Genomic DNA, 16,569 nt, shown 5'->3' on the forward strand with positions numbered 1-16,569 from the left:
CGGGCAGTACGGCACAGGGACGGGGCAACACGCAGTGGCAGCGACGACCGACCACGAGGAAGAGGCCGCACCGAAGGCCCCCTCGCCTCCGCCCCGTCGCGGGAAGATCGCGACGGCTGTCAGTGTCTTCGGTGAGCTGCTCATCACCGCGGGTCTGATCCTCGGTCTGTTCGTCGTGTATTCGCTGTGGTGGACGAATGTGGTCGCCGATCGTGCGGCGGACAAGCAGGGCGACAAGGTGCGTGACCACTGGACGCAGGACGACGGTCCCGGCGCGCTGGACACGAAGGACGGCATCGGGTTCCTGCACGTGCCGGCGATGAGCAAGGGCGAGGTCCTGGTGGAGAAGGGCACGTCGTCGAAGATCCTCAACGACGGTGTGGCCGGCTATTACACGGATCCGGTGAAGGCGACGCTGCCGACCACCGGCAAGGACGGCAACTTCACGCTGGCCGCGCACCGGGACGGGCACGGTGCCAAGTTCCACAACATCGACAAGATCAAGAAGGGCGATCCGATCGTCTTCGAGTCGAAGGACGACTGGTACGTCTACAAGGTCTACGACATCCTCCCGGAGACCTCGAAGTACAACGTGGACGTCCTGGACCGGATTCCGAAGGAGTCGGGGGTCAAGAAGGCCGGGAAGTACATCACCCTGACGACCTGTACGCCTGTCTACACCTCGCGCTACCGGTATGTGGTGTGGGGCGAGCTGGAGCGGGTCGAGAAGGTGGACAGCGAGCGCACGCTTCCGAAGGAACTCCGGTAGGGCGTGGGCTGTCGCCCGTAGACTGCGTGAGGCCCGAAGCCGCAACTTGCTCTTGCGACTTCGGGCCTTGTCGTGTGCGGGCGGGGTCAGCGCAGGTTTTTGAGGCGGGCTCCGGCGGTCCATGCCTCGAGTTCGTCGCGGTCGATGAGGATGATGCCGCTCAGCCGGGCGATGGCCTGGGCTTCGAGGGTGAAGGGGCAGGTGGCGACGAACAGGGCGATGTCGGCGGTGTCGACCGCTTTGGCGGCTCCGGCGAACTTCTGCAGGTCGGCGCTGGAGACGCGGGCCCGGCCGGTGTGGTTCTTGCACTGGACGGCGACGGTGCGTCCGCTCGTGGTGGTTGCGGTGATGTCGATGCCGCGGTCCGTGCGGGCCTTGCGGACGGTGACGTCGGTGCAGCCGTCGCGGCGCAGCAGGTCGGCGACGTGGCGTTCGAAGGCCTGCCAGGTGAGGGCCTGGAGTGAGGTGCGTACGGCGTCGGTGGATGTCTCGCCTTCGAGGGCGCTGACGCGTCGGTGGTGCCAGCTCAGTCGTCGTTCGACGTTCTCGATGTCCGCGCGGAGGGCGATGAGTTCCTGGCGGTGTTCGCCGGCGGTCGCGATGAGGGTGTTGAAGAGGGGGACGACGGTCTTGCCGAGGATGTGGCCGATGCGGTCGTCGATTGCCTGGAGGTCGGGTGCGGGTGCCGGGGCGGGGACGGGCGGCTGGGTGCGTGCCGCGTATTCCATGTCGAGGAGGTAGGTACGGATCTGGCGGGCCACGGGGCTGTCGCGGAGCAGCATGGCGACGTTGAGGACGGCGCGGCGGGACCATACGGCGAGGCTGGTCCGGGGCTGTGGATAAGTGTCGGGACAGGGAGACAGGGTGTCTCCCTTGAAGCGAGCGAGGTCGTCGCCGCGCAGGATGCGCAGGCCGTTGGCCGCCAGTTCGGTCCGGTGGCGTTGTGAGAGTCGGTTGATGGCGCGCTCGGTGACCTCGAAGTACGACGCCACCATCGCCGTCGTCACGTGCATGCCGTCGGGGAGCAGTGACAGGGCTTTGACCTTGTCGAGTGCGTCGGTGCGGTCGAGTACGCCGTGGCGCAGGGTCTTCGATTCGAGGAGGGCCGATTCGTCGATCACGGGAGTTCCTTCCGCTGGGGAACGTGTCGTGTCCGGATAACGGATCGGGTTATATGAAGTTACGTGCGATGTCCGTACGGGCGTCCGGACAAGCGGGGAGCCCCGGTCCCTTGCGGGGGCCGGGGCTCCTTCATGTGCGGTGGTGCTGTGGCGTCAGCCGCCGAGGCCTCCGAAGAGGCCGCCGTTGTCGTTGCCGCCGTTGTTGTTCCCGCCGGTGTTGACGGTGGTCAGGGTGACCGTGGTCCCCGCCGGGTCGGACGGGGTGTTGGCGGCCGGGTCCTGGGTGAGGACTCGGGCCTGGTCGCTCTGGTCGCTGCCGTCGGCGAACTGGACGTTCTTGAAGCCGGCTTGCTGAAGGATCTTCTTCGCGTCCTTCACGGTCTGGCCGACGACGCTCGGTACGGGCGTCTGCGCGGCTGCCTTGGCGACCTTGAGCTGGACGGTGGAGCCGGGGTCGGCCTGGCTGCCCGCTTCGAGGTTCTGCTCGAAGACCATTCCGGCGGTGGCGTCGGCGTTCTCCACCTCGGTGCAGCTGGCCTTCAGGTTGCTCGCCTGGAGTTGCTGTGTGGCCTGTTCGCAGGTGAGGTTGCCGCCGGAGACGTCGGGGACGTCGACGGTCGCCTTCTTCTTGGCGACGGTCAGGGTGATCTCGGTGCCGGTCTCGACCTTGGTGTCGCCCTCGGGGTCCTGGTCGATGACCTTGCCCGCGCTGCGGTCCGACTCCTCGGTCTTCTTGGTGATGTTCTTGAAGCCCTTGTCGTTGAGCTCCGAGACGGCGGCGTCGTAGGAGAGGCCCGTCACGTCGGGGATGGCGACCTTGGGGGCGCCGGTGGACATGCGGACGGTGATCGTGTCGTTCTTGTCGATCTTGCCGTTCTCGGGGTCCTGCTCGCAGACGTGCTTGGCGGGCTGGTCCTCGCAGGGCATGCTCTCGCCGCGTACGACCTTCAGGTCGACGTTGTCGGCTTTCTGCTGGGCGGCTTCGAACGTCAGGCCGGCCAGGCTCGGCACGGTGACCTTGTCGTCGTCGCTGTTGTTGCCGCTGAAGACCCACTTGCCGATCAGGATCGCTCCGACGAGGACGAGGACGCCGGCGACGACGAGCAGGATCGTCGAGGTGTTGTTCTTGCCCTGGCGGCGCCGGTCGAGGCGGTCGTCGTAGCCGTAGCCGCCGTCGTCGGGGTTGACCGGGGGCAGCATCGAGGTCTGCTGGGCGCCGTTCTGGGGGCGCAGCATCGCTGTCTGCTGGTCGGCGTCGTAGCCGGGCTGGCCGCCGTAGCCGACCGCGCCCATGGCGGCGGTGGCGGCGACGGGCTGGCCGTCGAGGCAGGCCTCGATGTCGGCGCGCATCTCGTCGGCCGACTGGTAGCGGTAGTCGGGGTCCTTGGTGAGCGCCTTGAGGACGATGGCGTCCATCTCGGGCGTGATCTCCTGGTCGAAGACCGAGGGAGGCTGGGCCTCTTCCCGTACGTGCTGGTAGGCGACCGCGACCGGGGAGTCGCCGACGAACGGCGGCCGGACGGTGAGGAGTTCGTAGAGCAGGCAGCCCGTGGAGTACAGGTCGGAGCGGGCGTCGACCTGTTCGCCCTTGGCCTGCTCGGGCGAGAGGTACTGGGCGGTGCCGATGACCGCGGCGGTCTGCGTCATGGTCATGCCGGCGTCGCCCATGGCGCGGGCGATGCCGAAGTCCATGACCTTGACCTGGCCGGTGCGGGTCAGCATGACGTTGGCGGGCTTGATGTCGCGGTGGACGATGCCGGCGCGGTGCGAGTATTCGAGGGCCTGGAGGATGCCGACGGTCATCTCCATGGCGCGCTCGGGCAGCAGTTTGCGGCCGCTGTGCAGGAGCTCGCGGAGTGTGGAGCCGTCGACGTACTCCATCACGATGTACGGGATGGAGACCTGGTCGACGTAGTCCTCGCCCGTGTCGTAGACCGCCACGATCGCGGGATGGTTGAGCGAGGCGGCCGACTGGGCCTCCCGGCGGAACCGGGCCTGGAACGACGGGTCGCGCGCGAGGTCGACGCGCAGCGTCTTCACCGCCACGGTGCGGCCGAGCCGGGTGTCGTGCGCGAGGTAGACCTCGGCCATGCCACCACGGCCGAGCACCTGGCCCAGCTCGTACCGGCCGCCGAGGCGACGCGGCTCTTCCATGGTTACCTACCAGCCCTCTCCGTCGGTCCCGACCGTCCCGTGCGGGGTCGGGCGGTGTGCTGTCCGGGCATACCGTACCCGCCTTGCCCAGCGTGACCTGGCCACCACCGGGAGCCGTGACAGGACCGGTATCGCCACGTGCGTCTATGTGAAGAACGGGTGACCGGGCTCACAAGAAGCGATGAACCCGGTCCCCGTCCGTCCCTACTTGCTGTTGATGACCGCCTGCATCACGCTCTTGGCGATCGGGGCGGCGAGGCCGCCACCGGAGATGTCGTCACGGTTGGCGCTGCCGTCCTCGACGACGACGGCGACGGCGACCGGGGACCCGGAGGTCGTCTTCGCGTAGGAGACGAACCAGGCGTAGGGCTTCTCGCTGTTGTCGACGCCGTGCTGGGCGGTACCGGTCTTGCCGCCGACGGTGACGTTGGGGATGCGGGCGTTCTGGCCGGTGCCGTCGTTGACGACGGTCTCCATCATCGACTGGAGCCGCTGTGCGTTCTCCTCGGAGAGCGGCTTGCTCAGTTCCTCGGGCTTGGTCTTCTCGATCGTGTCGAGGTTCGAGGCCTTGAGCTCGTCGACCATGTACGGCTTCATGAGGGTGCCGTCGTTGGCGATCGCGGAGGCGACCATGGCCATCTGGAGCGGGGTGGCCGCGGTGTTGTACTGGCCGATGGAGGAGAGGGCGGTCTGCGAGGGGTCCATGTCCTTGGAGAACACGGAGGCGTTGGCGCGGACCGGGACGAACTGTTCCTCGTTGAAGCCGAACTTCTCGGCCTCCTCGCGCATCGTGTCCACGCCCATGTCCTGGCCGAGCTTGCCGAACACGGAGTTGCAGGAGACGCGCAGCGCCTCACGCAGGGACACGTTCTCGCACTGGATGGCGCCCTCGTTCTTCAGCTCCGTCCTGGTGTTCTTCATGATGAACGGCACCGGGGAGTCCGTCTTGGCGTCCGGGTCGGTGACCTTCCCGCTCTCCAGGGCGGCCGCGGCGGTGACCAGCTTGAAGGTGGAGCCCGGCGGATAGGTCTCGCGCAGCGCCCGGTTGAGGAGCGGCTTGTCCTTGTCCTTGTCGAGCTTCGCGAACGTCTCGCCTTCCTTGGTGGAGTTGCCGGCGAAGACCGAGGGGTCGTACGAGGGGGTGGAGGCGAGCGCGAGGATCTTGCCGGTGGACGGCTCGATGGCGGCGACGGCACCCTTGCCGCGGTTCTTCAGGCCGTCGTAGGCGGCCTGCTGTGCCTTGGCGTTGAGGGTGGTGACGACGTTGCCGCCCTCCTTCTTCTTGCCCGTGACCATGTCCAGGGTGTTGCGGAAGAAGAGCCGGTCGTCGTTGCCGGTGAGGATGCCGTCCTCGATGGACTCGATCTGGCTGGCGCCGACGGTCTGTGAGGCGTAGCCGGTGACGGGCGACCACATGGGCCCGTTCTTCCAGGTCCGCTTGTACTTGAGGTCGGTGCCGGAGGTCGCCTTGGAGCCGGTGATCGACTTGCCGTCGACGATGATGTCGCCGCGCGGTGTGGAGTACCGGGCGATGGTGACGCGGCGGTTGTTGTCGTCGGAGGCGAGGTCGTCGGCCTTGACGTACTGGAGCCAGTTGTCGCGGATCAGGAGGGTCAGGACCAGGAGTCCGCAGAAGATCGCGATGCGGCGCAGGGGCTTGTTCACGGTCGGACCACCTGGGTCATCTCGGCGTCGGGGCTGGGCGTGGGGCTGGGCGCGGGTCGGCGCGCGGTGTCGCTGATCCTGATCAGGATGCCGATGAGCGCCCAGTTGGCGATGACGGAGGATCCGCCGTACGCGAGGAAGGGCATCGTCATACCGGTGAGCGGGATGAGCCCCATGACGCCGCCGGCGACGACGAAGACCTGGAGGGCGAAGGCGCCGGACAGGCCGATGGCGAGGAGCTTGCCGAAGGGGTCGCGGGCGGCGAGGGCGGTGCGTACGCCGCGCTCGACGATCAACGCGTAGATCAGCAGCAGTGCCATCAGGCCGGCCAGGCCGAGCTCTTCGCCGAAGGTGGCGAGGATGAAGTCGGAGTTGGCGGCGAAGCGGATGAGTTCGGAGTGGCCCTGGCCCCAGCCGGTGCCGAGGGTGCCGCCGGAGCCGAACGCCCACAGGGCCTGCATGGCCTGCTCGGAGTGGCCGGCGACGCCCGCGCGGGAGAGCGTGTACTCCTTCATCGGGTCGAGCCAGGCGTCGACGCGCTGCTGGATGTGCGGTTCGAAGCTGGCCACGCCGACGGCGCCGACCGCGGACATCAGCAGACCGAAGACGATCCAGCTGGTCCGCTCGGTGGCGACGTACAGCATGATGACGAACATTCCGAAGAACAGCAGCGACGTACCGAGGTCGGTCTCGAAGACGAGGATGAGGATCGAGATCGCCCAGACGACGAGGATCGGTCCGAGGTCGCGGCCGCGCGGCAGGTAGAGGCCCATGAAGCGGCGCGAGGCGAGCGCGAGGGCGTCCCGCTTCACCATCAGGTAGCCGGCGAAGAAGATCGCGAGAACGATCTTCGCGAACTCGCCGGGCTGGATGGAGAACGAGCCGATGTGGATCCAGATCTTGGCGCCGTACAGGTTCACGCCGAGGCCGGGGACCAGCGGCAGGAGCAGCAGGACGATCGCGCCGAGCATGGAGATGTAGGTGTAGCGCTGGAGGACGCGGTGGTCCTTGAGGAACAGCAGCACGATGATGAACAGCGCGATGCCGATGGCGGTGTAGAGCAGCTGCTTGGGTGCGGCGCTGCCGGCCTGGCCGATCGACTGGAGCAGTTCGGACTGGTCGAGCCGCCAGATGACGACGAGGCCGAGGCCGTTGAGGAGGGTGGCCAGCGGCAGCAGCAGCGGGTCCGCGTACGCGGCGAATCTGCGGACGACGATGTGGGCGACGCCTGCGAGCAGGCCGAGCCCCAGGCCGTAGCCGAGGATGCCGGTGGGCAGCTCGCCGTTGAGGGCGAGGCCGACATTGGCGTACGCGAACACCGGGATGACCACGGCGAACACGAGCAAGGCCAGCTCGGTGTTGCGCCGGCTCGGTGCTCCGATCGCTCCGATGGTCGACGTATGGGTCGTGGAACTGCTGCTGAGACTGCTCATGGCGTGCAAAGGCCCCCAACGGCTCTTACTACTTGGCGCACGCCTTGGCCAGCTGCTGCTCTTCCTCGGAGAGAGTGGGGCCAGGGGTGGGCGTGGGAGAGGTCTTGGACTTGCCGGACGGCGACGACGAGGGGTCGGACGGGGTCGGCGTGGGTGCGGTGGTCGCGGTGCGGTACGACGCCTTGGAGGCGGTGCCGCCCGTCGTCGTTCCGCCGGCTTCGCCTTCGCCCGTCTTCGCGTTCTTGTCGTTCTCGGCCTGCTGGCGCTTGGCCTGCTTCTCGCAGGCGGTGGCCTGGGCCGACAGTTCGTCGATCTTGTCCTGGGCGGCGGCGAGGTCGCCTTCGGCGATCGTCGCCTCGACCTGCTTGCGCTGGTACGGCGGCAGGTACTTGAGCTCGATCTCGGGGTGGTTCTTCTCCACCTTGGACAGGCTCACCCAGGCGAGGTCCTGGTTGATGCCGCGGTAGAGCGCCACGTTGTCGTCGTTCGTGCCGACGTAGTACTGGGTCTGCGTCCAGCGGTATCCGCCGTAGAGGCCGCCGCCGATGACGGCGAGCGCGAGCACGATGTAGATCGATCTCTTGAACCACTTGCGGCCGCGGCGCGGCTTGACGAAGTCCTCGTCGGAGTACGCGCCGAAGCCCCCCTCGGGTGCGTAGCCGGCGGGGTCTCCGCTGCCGGGCGGGCCGAATTCGCCGCCGCCCTGGCCGGGGACGGGCCGTCCGAGTCCGGAGGCGCGGCCCGCCGGGGTCTCCATGGCGCTGCCGTCCTGGAGCTGGTGCTGGTTCTCGGCGACCGCGCCGACGATGACGGGCGCGTCCGACATCTGGCCGGCGAGGGTGTCGCCGCTGTCCATGTCGAGGACGTCCGCGATGATCACGGTGATGTTGTCGGGGCCGCCGCCGCGCAGGGCGAGCTGGATCAGGTCCTGGACCGTTTCCTGCGGGCCCTGGTAGCTGGCGAGGGTCTCCTCCATCGTCTGGTGGGAGACGACGCCGGAGAGGCCGTCGGAGCAGATCAGGTACCGGTCGCCGGCGCGTACCTCTCGGATGGAGAGGTCGGGTTCGACGTGGTCGCCGCTGCCGAGCGCCCGCATGAGGAGGGACCTCTGCGGGTGCGTGGTGGCTTCTTCCTCGGTGATGCGGCCCTCGTCGACGAGGCGCTGCACCCACGTGTGGTCCTGGGTGATCTGCGTGAGTACGCCGTCGCGCAGCAGGTAGGCGCGCGAGTCGCCGACGTGGACGAGTCCGAGTCGCTGTCCTGTCCACAGGAGTGCGGTCAGGGTGGTCCCCATGCCTTCGAGCTGGGGGTCCTCCTCGACCATCATGCGGAGCTGGTCGTTGGCCCGCTGTACGGCCGTGCCGAGTGAGGTCAGGATGTCCGACCCGGGCACGTCGTCGTCGAGGGCGACGATGGTGGAGATCACCTCGGACGAGGCGACCTCGCCGGCGGCCTGGCCGCCCATGCCGTCGGCGATCGCGAGCAGCCGGGGGCCGGCGTAGCCGGAGTCCTCGTTGCCCTCGCGGATCATGCCTTTGTGCGATCCGGCGGCGAAGCGCAGTGACAGACTCATGCGCACCTCGCCCGTCGGCTCCGGGTACATCCGCACGGTGCCCACCCTCCGGTCGGGAGCGCGCCGGTGCCCGGTGCCGGGACTGCCGCGTCGGCTCGCTCGCTCCGCTCAATCATGATGTCGCACTACTTCCGCAGCTCGATGACGGTCTTGCCGATGCGGATCGGTGCGCCCAGCGGGATCGGCTGGGGCGTCGTGAGCCGGGTCCGGTCGAGATACGTGCCGTTGGTGGACCCGAGATCCTCGACGATCCACTGACCGTCCCGGTCCGGGTAGATCCTGGCGTGCCTGCTGGACGCGTAGTCGTCGTCCAGGACGATCGTGCTGTCGTGTGCGCGGCCGAGCGTGATCGTCTGCCCCTGCAGTGCCACCGTCGTACCCGTGAGGGTGCCCTCGGAGACGACCAGCTTCGTCGGGGCGCCGCGGCGCTGGCGGCCGCCGCCCGACTGCTGCTGGCGCTGTTGCGGAGGCGCGGCGGCCTGCCGTGCGGCCTGCTGCTGGCGGCCGCTGTCACGGCGCGCACCGCGCTGTGTGACACGTGTGCCGAACAGGTCGCTGCGGATGACCTGGACGGCCACGATCACGAACAGCCACAGAACGGCCAGGAAACCCAACCGCATGACCGTCAGGGTCAGCTCTGACATTGCCCCCGCTTCACCCTTCGGCTTGCCTGTAAACGATGGTGGTTTGGCCCACGACGATCCGCGAGCCGTCGCGGAGCGTAGCGCGGGTGGTGTGCTGCCCGTCCACCACGATCCCGTTGGTGGACCCCAGATCCTGGATCGTCGAGGGTGTTCCGGTCCGGATCTCGCAGTGCCGGCGGGAGACGCCGGGGTCGTCGACGCGGACGTCCGCTTCGGTGGAACGGCCGAGGACGAGCGTGGGCCGGGAGATCTGGTGGCGGGTGCCGTTGATCTCGATCCAGTGGCGTACCCGGGCCCCGGGCAGCGGTCCTGCCGGGCCTCCGGCGGGACGCTGCGGCGACGGGGTCTGGGCCGGGCGGCCCGGGGCGGCGCGGACGGCATCGGGGGCGCGGCGGCGGCGGGCTGCGGGTATCCGTAGCCTCCCGGCGCCTGAGGGGGCCGGGCCGCGGCGGGCCGGTCGCCCTGCTGCTGGCTGGTGGACGACGCGAGGGTGCGGCTGCGTACTCGGTACAGACCCGTGTCCAGGTCCTCCGCCTTCTCCAGGTGCACCTTGATCGGGCCCATGAAGGTGTAGCGCTGCTGCTTCGCGTAGTCGCGCACCATCCCGGACAGCTCGTCGCCGAGCTGGCCCGAGTAGGGGCTGAGGCGCTCGTAGTCGGGCGCGCTCAGCTCCACGATGAAGTCATTGGGGACGACGGTCCGCTCGCGGTTCCAGATCGTCGCGTTGTTGTCGCACTCGCGTTGCAGTGCGCCCGCGATCTCGACGGGCTGGACCTCGGACTTGAAGACCTTGGCGAAGGTGCCGTTGACCAGACCCTCGAGGCGCTGCTCGAACTTCTTCAGGACTCCCATGGGGCACCTCCTCCTTCGTAGCCGTCCTGCGTGCCGTTGTCGCCGTGTCCGCGGCGACCTTCTTGGTACTGCTTACTGATCGTATCCACGCGTCGGGAAATCGGCTGGTTCCCCCTGTCCGCCCGGTCGATGAGTGTCGACGCTCACAGCTCCTCTTGCGGCTCTTCTCTGCGGCTCCTCTGCGGCTCCTCTTGAGAGGGATCGTAGAGGTGGCCTCCGGACAGTGTCCCGTACGCGGCTGTGGAGCTGTCGGGGTCCGGCCGACTCCGGTACGAGACCGGTACGCGTCCGGTACGTGCCGGAGCGGGGGCGGTACGGGAGTTGTGCCGGAGGCGGTGCCGCGGACGGTGCCGTGCGGGAGGTCCGTCGTGTCAGGTGCCCGGCGGGCGGCCTCGGAAACGGATGTGAATCCACCCTCTCCAGCGTGCTAATCTTCAGATGTCGAAAGGCGCCCGGCCCGCAAGGGCGAGGGAGCCGGAAGACACACCCAATGCGCGGGTGGCGGAATAGGCAGACGCGCTGGATTCAGGTTCCAGTGCCCGAAAGGGCGTGGGGGTTCAACTCCCCCCTCGCGCACAGCGAAAAGCCCCGTAGATCTTCGGATCTGCGGGGCTTTTGCGTTGCCTAGGGGTGCTTGTCCGCCGGGGGGTGGCGGGTTGCCCGTGGACGGCGATCAGGGCGCCGCGACCGATGGCCCGCGACGCCCTGTGGGGTATGTCACCTTCACGCGGCGAGGCGTGCGGCGATCTCCTTGCCCTTCCGCTCGGCGGCGACGAGGGCCTGCTCGCGGGAGGCCTCGTAGAGCGGGACGAGCTCGGCCATGGCCGGGTTCTGCGGGGCCATCGTCAGCTCCGGAACGATGAAGTCGATGTCCAGGGCGAGGGTGTCGCGCAGGGTCGCCTCCAGGTAGTTCTGCACGTACTCCATGCCCTCGCGCGGGGTGCCCGGCGCGTAGGAGCCGCCGCGGCTGGCGACGACGGTGACCGGGGTGCCCTTGGCGGCCGGGGCGTCGACGCCGGCGGTGCGGCCGAACAGGATCACGTTGTCCAGCCACGCCTTGAGCGTCGACGGGATCGAGTAGTTGTACATGGGGGCGCCGATCAGGATCGCGTCCGCCTGCTCCAGTTCCTCGATGAGCCGCACCCGCTCGGCGAAGGCCGCGGCCTGCTCGGGGGTGTGCGTCGACGGGTCGGAGAAGCCGGCGAGGTGCGTGTCGGCGGTGATGTGCGGCACCGGGTTCGCGCTCAGGTCGCGGTAGACGACGGTGCCCTGCGGATGCTGCGCCTCCCATGCCGTGCGGAAGGCGTCGGTGACGGTGCGCGAGGCCGAGGCGGAGCCCGGCAGGACCGAGGAATCGATGTGCAGCAGCGTGGCCATGGCGTTACTCCCGTGGGGTCTGGTGAAAGCCTGGTGAAAGCGAGTAGGTAACTAGTAATAACACAGGGGCTTACTTTTTTTCATCCCCGTACGGGAGACCAGTACTCTGGAGGCATGGCGCGCAACGGGGACGACAGGAACGGACCGGGGGCGGGAGCTGCCCTGGCGCACGGCGCCGGGCCCTGCTCCACGGTCGACATCGGGATGACGCGCGTCTTCGCGCTCCTCGGCAAGCGCTGGACCGGGCTGATCGTCACCGTCCTGGTGTCCGGGCCCGTCCACTTCTCCGACCTGCGCAGGTCCATCCCCGGCATCAGCGAACGCATGCTGTCCGACCGGCTCACCGAACTCGGCGCGGCCGGACTCGTCGTGCGCGAGGTCGACGAAGGGCCGCCGCTGCGCGTCTCCTACCGGCTGACCGAGGCGGGCGCGGCGCTGCGGCCCGCGCTGAACGAACTGGGCGAGTGGGCCGAGAAGTACCTGGGGGCCGAGGGCGGGACCTGCCCGGAGGAGTTCCGGAAGTAGCGGCTCGCGGGAGTAGGGCGGGAGCAGGGGCGGACCTGGCGGCTCGCGGGGGCGGGTTCGGACGTGGCGGCTCGGGGGAGCGGGTTCGGACGTGGCGGCTTGCGGGAGAGGGTTCGCAAGTTGCGGCTCATGGGAGCTGTGGGGTCTCGGGGTTGTGCATAGGCGGCGGGTTTTCCACAGGCTCTGACGAGGTTTTCCGCGCGGCGGTACGGTCGTGACCGATCACTGAGCAGGCGCGGAAGGGCCCGGCAGGCGCAGGGCCAGGGGGAGGCGGTCGTCCATGGGCGTGCACGATGACGGGATCGCTGTCGCGGGTACGGATACGGGTACGGGTACGGATACCGGTACGGGTGCTGTGGTGGAGGTGCCGCGGCAGGGCGGGGGCGCCGGGGCGCGGCGGTTGCCGCGGGTCGCGGGGTTCGCGAGCGCTCGCGGGAGCGGCGGGCCGGCCGCGGAGTCGCCCAAGGCGGCCGGAAAGGCGCTGAGGCAGCGCGTTCCGAGGTCCTCGCACGCCGAGTTCAGGCTGGGCCCCGACCGGCCGGACGCCCTCACCGCCGTCCAGGAGTCCAACCGCGGGCGGATCGAGGAGCTGACCCCGATACGCGTCGGGCGGATGGCCGCTACCCCCTTCGCCTTCCTGCGCGGGTCCGCCGGACTGATGGCGTACGACCTGGTGCGCACGCCCCTGACCGGCATCGGCGCCCAGATATGCGGAGACGCCCACGCGGCCAACTTCGGCCTCTACGGCGATGCGCGCGGCGGCCTCGTCATCGACCTGAACGACTTCGACGAGACCGTGCACGGCCCCTGGGAATGGGACGTGAAGCGGCTCGCCACCTCGCTCGTCCTCGCCGGGCGGGAGGCCGGAGCCGACGAGGACACCTGCCGCAAGGCGGCGCACGACGTGGCCGGCGCGTACCGGCGCACCATGCGGCTGCTCGCCAAACTGCCGGCGCTCGACGCGTGGAACGCCATCGCCGACGAGGAGTTGGTCTCCCACGCTGACGCCCACGACCTGCTCGGAACGTTGGAGCGGGTCTCCGAGAAGGCGCGGAACAACACCAGCGGCCGGTTCGCCGCCAAGTCCACGGTGGCCGTCGAGGGCGGCGGACGGCGGTTCGTGGACGCGCCGCCCGTGCTGCGCTCGATACCGGACGCGGAGGCCGCGGCCGTCGCCGGATCGCTCGGCGCGTATCTGAAGACCCTCTCCGCGGACCGGCTGCCGCTCCTCGGGCGGTACACGATCCACGACGTGGCGTTCCGCGTGGTCGGCACCGGAAGCGTGGGAACGCGGTCGTACGTGGTGCTGCTCCTCGACCACCGGGGCGAACCGCTCGTGTTGCAGGTGAAGGAGGCGCGGCCCTCGGCGCTGCTCCCGCATCTTCCGGCCCTCGGGTTCGACGCCCCGCCCGTCGATCATGAGGGGCGGCGCGTGGTGCTCGGGCAGAAGCGGATGCAGGTCGTCAGCGACATCCTGCTCGGCTGGACCTCGGTCGAGGAACGGCCCTTCCAGGTACGGCAGTTCAGGAACCGCAAGGGCAGTGTCGACCCGGCCGCGCTCGCCGCCGACCAGATCGACGACTACGCGCGGATGACCGGCGCGCTGCTCGCCCGCGCCCACGCGCACAGCGCCGACCCGCAGCTGATAGCCGGCTACTGCGGCAAGAACGAGGAGCTGGACGAAGCGGTCGCCGGATTCGCCGTGACGTACGCGGACCGCACCGAGGCGGACCACGCGGAGCTGGTGCGCGCCGTGCGGGACGGGAGGGTGGAGGCGGAGACCGGGGTGTGACGCCGTGACGCCGGACGCCGTGGCGCCGTGACGTCGCCTGCCGTGGTTGGGTCCGGGTTTGGCCGCCCCCCCCGGCCCGAGGGGTGACGCCGTGACGTTGCCCGTCGCGGCCGGGTCCGGGTATGGCCGCCCCCCGGCCCGGGGGGTGCGCGTGCCCTAGGCTGGGCGGGTGACGACCCCGGAGACCGATGTGGCAGGACAGCCGGAGGAGCCGCCTCGGGCGCGGCCCGAGGAGCGCCTCGAGCGGGCGGTGCGCGCTGCCGAGCAGGCGCTGATCGAGTTCGAGATCGCGGTGGAGACGTTCCGGGTCGAGGTGGAGAACTTCTCCCGCCTCCACCACCAGAAGCTCGGGCCGATGTACACGCGGCTCGACGAGCTGGAAGCGTTGATCGCGGAGGCCACGGCGGCCCGTACCGGGGACGCCGAGGACCGGCGCAAGGCCGACGAGGCGCGGGCCCGGGTGATGCCGATGCCGGGCGTCGAGGAGCTCTTCCACGGGTGGATGGACGGGGACGGGCTGTTCCCGGAGGCCGCCTCGATGCTGAACGAGCAGCCGGTGCGGCCGCCGCAGCGCGTCCGCCCCAGCGAGCAGGCCCGCAAGCTCTACCGGGAGCTGGCCCGCAAGGCGCACCCGGACCTGGCGCAGGACGAGCAGGAGCGCGGGCGGCGCGACGAGTTCATCGCGCGGGTCAACGCCGCGTACGGGCGGGGCGACGAGGTGCTGCTGCGCGAGCTGGCCGAGGAGTGGGCCGCGGGGCCCGCACCGGTCGAGCAGCCGCTCACCGCCAGTGAGGAGCTGTACGCGCGCCTGGAGTGGCTGTCGCAGCGCAAGGAGCTGCTCACGGTCGTGGCGCGCGAGCTGGAGGAGGGCGCGATCGGCTCGATGCTGCGGATGGCGCCGCAGGACCCGGACGCGCTGCTCGACGAGATCGCGGAGCAGTTGCTGGCGCAGGTCGCCGAGCGCGAGGCCGAGCTGGAGCGACTTACCGCGTCCTGAGCGCGTCTGCCCGTGTGCGGGGTGCGTCGCCGGTCGTGGGCGGGGGCCCGGGGCGGGTCGGGGTGTGGGTGCGGTCGGGTAGCGTCGGGGGCATGGTTTTCGGTTCTGGTGTGCCCACGGTCGGTGTCGACGAGCTCAAGGCGGATGACTTCCTCCTCGACGTCCGTGAGGACGACGAGTGGCAGGCGGGTCACGCCGACGGTGCGCTGCACATCCCGATGAGCGAGTTCGTGGCGCGGTTCGGTGAGTTGACGGAGGCGGCGCCGCAGGACGGGCGGGTCAACGTGCTCTGCCGGGTCGGCGGACGGTCCGCGCAGGTGACCGCCTACCTGGTGCAGCAGGGCGTCGACGCGGTGAACGTCGCGGGCGGCATGCAGGCGTGGGAGGCGGCCGGCCGCCCCGTCACGGACGAGAAGGGGCAGCCGGGCACCGTCATCTGACGACTCCCGGCGACCCGTCGGCGAGGTCTCAGCCCAGAGGATGGGCGGCCAGGAGGTCGCCGAGCAACTCCTCGTGGGCGGCGGCCGGGCCGAGGGACAGCTCCAGGTGTTTGGCCCAGGCGTGGTAGCGGTGCAGCGGGTAGTCCGTGTCCGCGCCGAAGCCGCCGTGCAGATGCTGGGCGGTCTGCACGATGCGGCGGACGCCGTCGGACGCCCAGGTCTTGGCGACGGCCACGTCACCGGCGACCGGGAGCGCCCCGCCCGCCCCGCTGCTGAGGCGCCAGGCCGCCTGCCACAGGGTGACCTCCATGGCGCGCAGGTCGATGTAGCGGTCGGCGGCCTGTACGGCGACGGCCTGGAACGTGGCGATCGGATGCCCGAACTGTTCGCGCTTGCTCGCGTAGTCGCTGGTCATCTTCAGTACGCCTTCGCCGAGGCCGAGCGCGAGCGCGCAGGTGCCGGTGGCGAGCAGGGCGTGCAGCCGGGGCCAGGCGTCGGTGTCCTCGATGAGCTGCCGGGGCGCCAGGCGCACGCCGTCCAGACGTAGTTCTGCCAGGCGCTCGCCGGTGGTCGAGATCTGCTCGGCGAGCGTGAGGCCCTCCGTGCCGGGGCCGGTCGGCAGCACCGCCACCACCGCCGCCCCCTGCGCCGTGTGGGCGGGGACGAGGACGTGATCGGCGTTGAGCCCCCAGGGCACCGCCGTCTGGACGCCGTCCAGGACCCAGCCGCCTGTCGGGCCGGCGGGATCCTGGTGTGCGGTGACCGCGAGTTCGGCCGGGTCGTGGCCGCTGCGGCCCGCGGAGGCGACGGTCAGGACGCTCTCGCCCCGGCCGGCCCGGGGGAGGATCTCGCCCTTCATCTCCCCGTGCCCATAAGCCTGGAGGATCGCCGCGGCCGCGCTGTGTTCGAGGAGCGGGATCCGGGCCAGGACCTTCGCCGCCTCGCGCAGGACGAGGCAGAGCGCGATGGCGTCGAGGCCCGCCCCGTCGTGCTCCGGCGCGATCAGCAGGCTCAGCAGGCCCGCGTCGGCGGCCTGGGTCCACAGCGCGCGGTCGAGGTCGTCGGCCACGGCGCCGGAGGTGAGTGAAGGGCTCGGCACGCGATCGGGTGCGACCGGCGCGAACACCGCGCGGGCCGCCTCGGCCGCCGCCTGCTGCTCCTCGGAGAAGGTGAAGTCCACGGGCCTGTCCTTCCGTTCCCTGAGACGCTCGCCGTCCCCTGGGGATC

The 16,569-nt window shown here is 69.9% G+C and carries 13 protein-coding genes, 1 tRNA gene and 1 pseudogene; 6 read left to right on the forward strand and 9 right to left on the reverse strand.

The annotated features are described in order from the left end of the window. Nucleotides 1-34: 34 nt before the first annotated feature. Nucleotides 35-769, forward strand: a complete 735-nt coding sequence (locus V2W30_RS20235) for a class E sortase (RefSeq protein ID WP_338698437.1) — start codon at nucleotides 35-37, stop codon at nucleotides 767-769. Between the two features lie 86 nt (nucleotides 770-855). Here V2W30_RS20235 and V2W30_RS20240 read toward each other — a convergent pair whose 3' ends face one another. The 7 genes and pseudogenes from V2W30_RS20240 to V2W30_RS20270 form a co-directional block, all read right to left on the reverse strand. Further along, on the reverse strand, nucleotides 856-1,890 hold the full coding sequence (locus V2W30_RS20240) for a restriction endonuclease (RefSeq protein WP_338698439.1): 1,035 nt from the start codon (nucleotides 1,888-1,890) through the stop codon (nucleotides 856-858). Nucleotides 1,891-2,043: 153 nt separating this feature from the next. Beyond that, nucleotides 2,044-4,044: a Stk1 family PASTA domain-containing Ser/Thr kinase gene (gene pknB, locus V2W30_RS20245; RefSeq protein WP_338698441.1), complete on the reverse strand. Its 2,001-nt coding sequence runs from the start codon at nucleotides 4,042-4,044 to the stop codon at nucleotides 2,044-2,046. Nucleotides 4,045-4,248: 204 nt separating this feature from the next. Next, nucleotides 4,249-5,709 (reverse strand): penicillin-binding protein 2, encoded by a 1,461-nt coding sequence (locus V2W30_RS20250; RefSeq protein ID WP_338698443.1) that lies wholly within the window; start codon nucleotides 5,707-5,709, stop codon nucleotides 4,249-4,251. After that, the gene (locus tag V2W30_RS20255) at nucleotides 5,706-7,142 is read right to left on the reverse strand and encodes an FtsW/RodA/SpoVE family cell cycle protein (protein ID WP_338698445.1); all 1,437 of its coding nucleotides are present in this window, start codon (nucleotides 7,140-7,142) and stop codon (nucleotides 5,706-5,708) included. The genes V2W30_RS20250 and V2W30_RS20255 overlap by 4 nt, the downstream gene beginning before the upstream one ends. A gap of 28 nt (nucleotides 7,143-7,170) precedes the next feature. Next, nucleotides 7,171-8,715, reverse strand: coding sequence for a Stp1/IreP family PP2C-type Ser/Thr phosphatase (locus tag V2W30_RS20260; RefSeq protein WP_338698446.1), 1,545 nt, complete (start codon nucleotides 8,713-8,715; stop codon nucleotides 7,171-7,173). Nucleotides 8,716-8,840: 125 nt separating this feature from the next. Beyond that, the gene (locus V2W30_RS20265) at nucleotides 8,841-9,359 is read right to left on the reverse strand and encodes an FHA domain-containing protein FhaB/FipA (protein WP_338698447.1); all 519 of its coding nucleotides are present in this window, start codon (nucleotides 9,357-9,359) and stop codon (nucleotides 8,841-8,843) included. A 10-nt stretch (nucleotides 9,360-9,369) separates the two neighbouring features. Then, nucleotides 9,370-10,211: pseudogene (locus V2W30_RS20270) on the reverse strand (FhaA domain-containing protein). A gap of 492 nt (nucleotides 10,212-10,703) precedes the next feature. Between V2W30_RS20270 and V2W30_RS20275 the strand changes: the two are divergent. Further along, a tRNA-Leu gene (locus tag V2W30_RS20275) sits at nucleotides 10,704-10,787 on the forward strand. Between the two features lie 147 nt (nucleotides 10,788-10,934). Here the strand turns inward: V2W30_RS20275 and V2W30_RS20280 are convergent. After that, nucleotides 10,935-11,588 carry an FMN-dependent NADH-azoreductase gene (locus tag V2W30_RS20280; RefSeq protein WP_338698449.1) on the reverse strand — a complete coding sequence of 218 codons (654 nt, stop codon included), beginning with the start codon at nucleotides 11,586-11,588 and terminating at the stop codon, nucleotides 10,935-10,937. A gap of 204 nt (nucleotides 11,589-11,792) precedes the next feature. Here V2W30_RS20280 and V2W30_RS20285 point away from each other — a divergent pair, with 204 nt between their 5' ends. The 4 genes from V2W30_RS20285 to V2W30_RS20300 all read left to right on the forward strand — a co-directional run bounded on the left by V2W30_RS20285 (nucleotide 11,793) and on the right by V2W30_RS20300 (nucleotide 15,342). Next, on the forward strand, nucleotides 11,793-12,113 hold the full coding sequence (locus V2W30_RS20285) for a helix-turn-helix domain-containing protein (protein ID WP_338703702.1): 321 nt from the start codon (nucleotides 11,793-11,795) through the stop codon (nucleotides 12,111-12,113). Between the two features lie 280 nt (nucleotides 12,114-12,393). Beyond that, entirely contained in the window at nucleotides 12,394-13,905 is a 1,512-nt protein-coding gene (locus V2W30_RS20290) for a DUF2252 domain-containing protein (RefSeq protein ID WP_338698450.1), read from the forward strand. Nucleotides 13,906-14,074: 169 nt separating this feature from the next. Continuing rightward, entirely contained in the window at nucleotides 14,075-14,902 is an 828-nt protein-coding gene (locus V2W30_RS20295; protein ID WP_338698452.1) for a J domain-containing protein, read from the forward strand. 92 nt (nucleotides 14,903-14,994) lie between these two features. Beyond that, nucleotides 14,995-15,342 (forward strand): rhodanese-like domain-containing protein, encoded by a 348-nt coding sequence (locus V2W30_RS20300; RefSeq protein WP_338698454.1) that lies wholly within the window; start codon nucleotides 14,995-14,997, stop codon nucleotides 15,340-15,342. A gap of 28 nt (nucleotides 15,343-15,370) precedes the next feature. On the opposite strand, the gene V2W30_RS20305 is transcribed toward V2W30_RS20300, so the two are convergent. Continuing rightward, nucleotides 15,371-16,522 (reverse strand): acyl-CoA dehydrogenase family protein, encoded by a 1,152-nt coding sequence (locus tag V2W30_RS20305; protein WP_338698456.1) that lies wholly within the window; start codon nucleotides 16,520-16,522, stop codon nucleotides 15,371-15,373. Between the last annotated feature and the right edge of the window lie 47 nt (nucleotides 16,523-16,569).

This window comes from Streptomyces sp. Q6, assembly GCF_036967205.1.
In the GTDB taxonomy this organism is placed as follows: domain Bacteria; phylum Actinomycetota; class Actinomycetes; order Streptomycetales; family Streptomycetaceae; genus Streptomyces; species Streptomyces citrinus.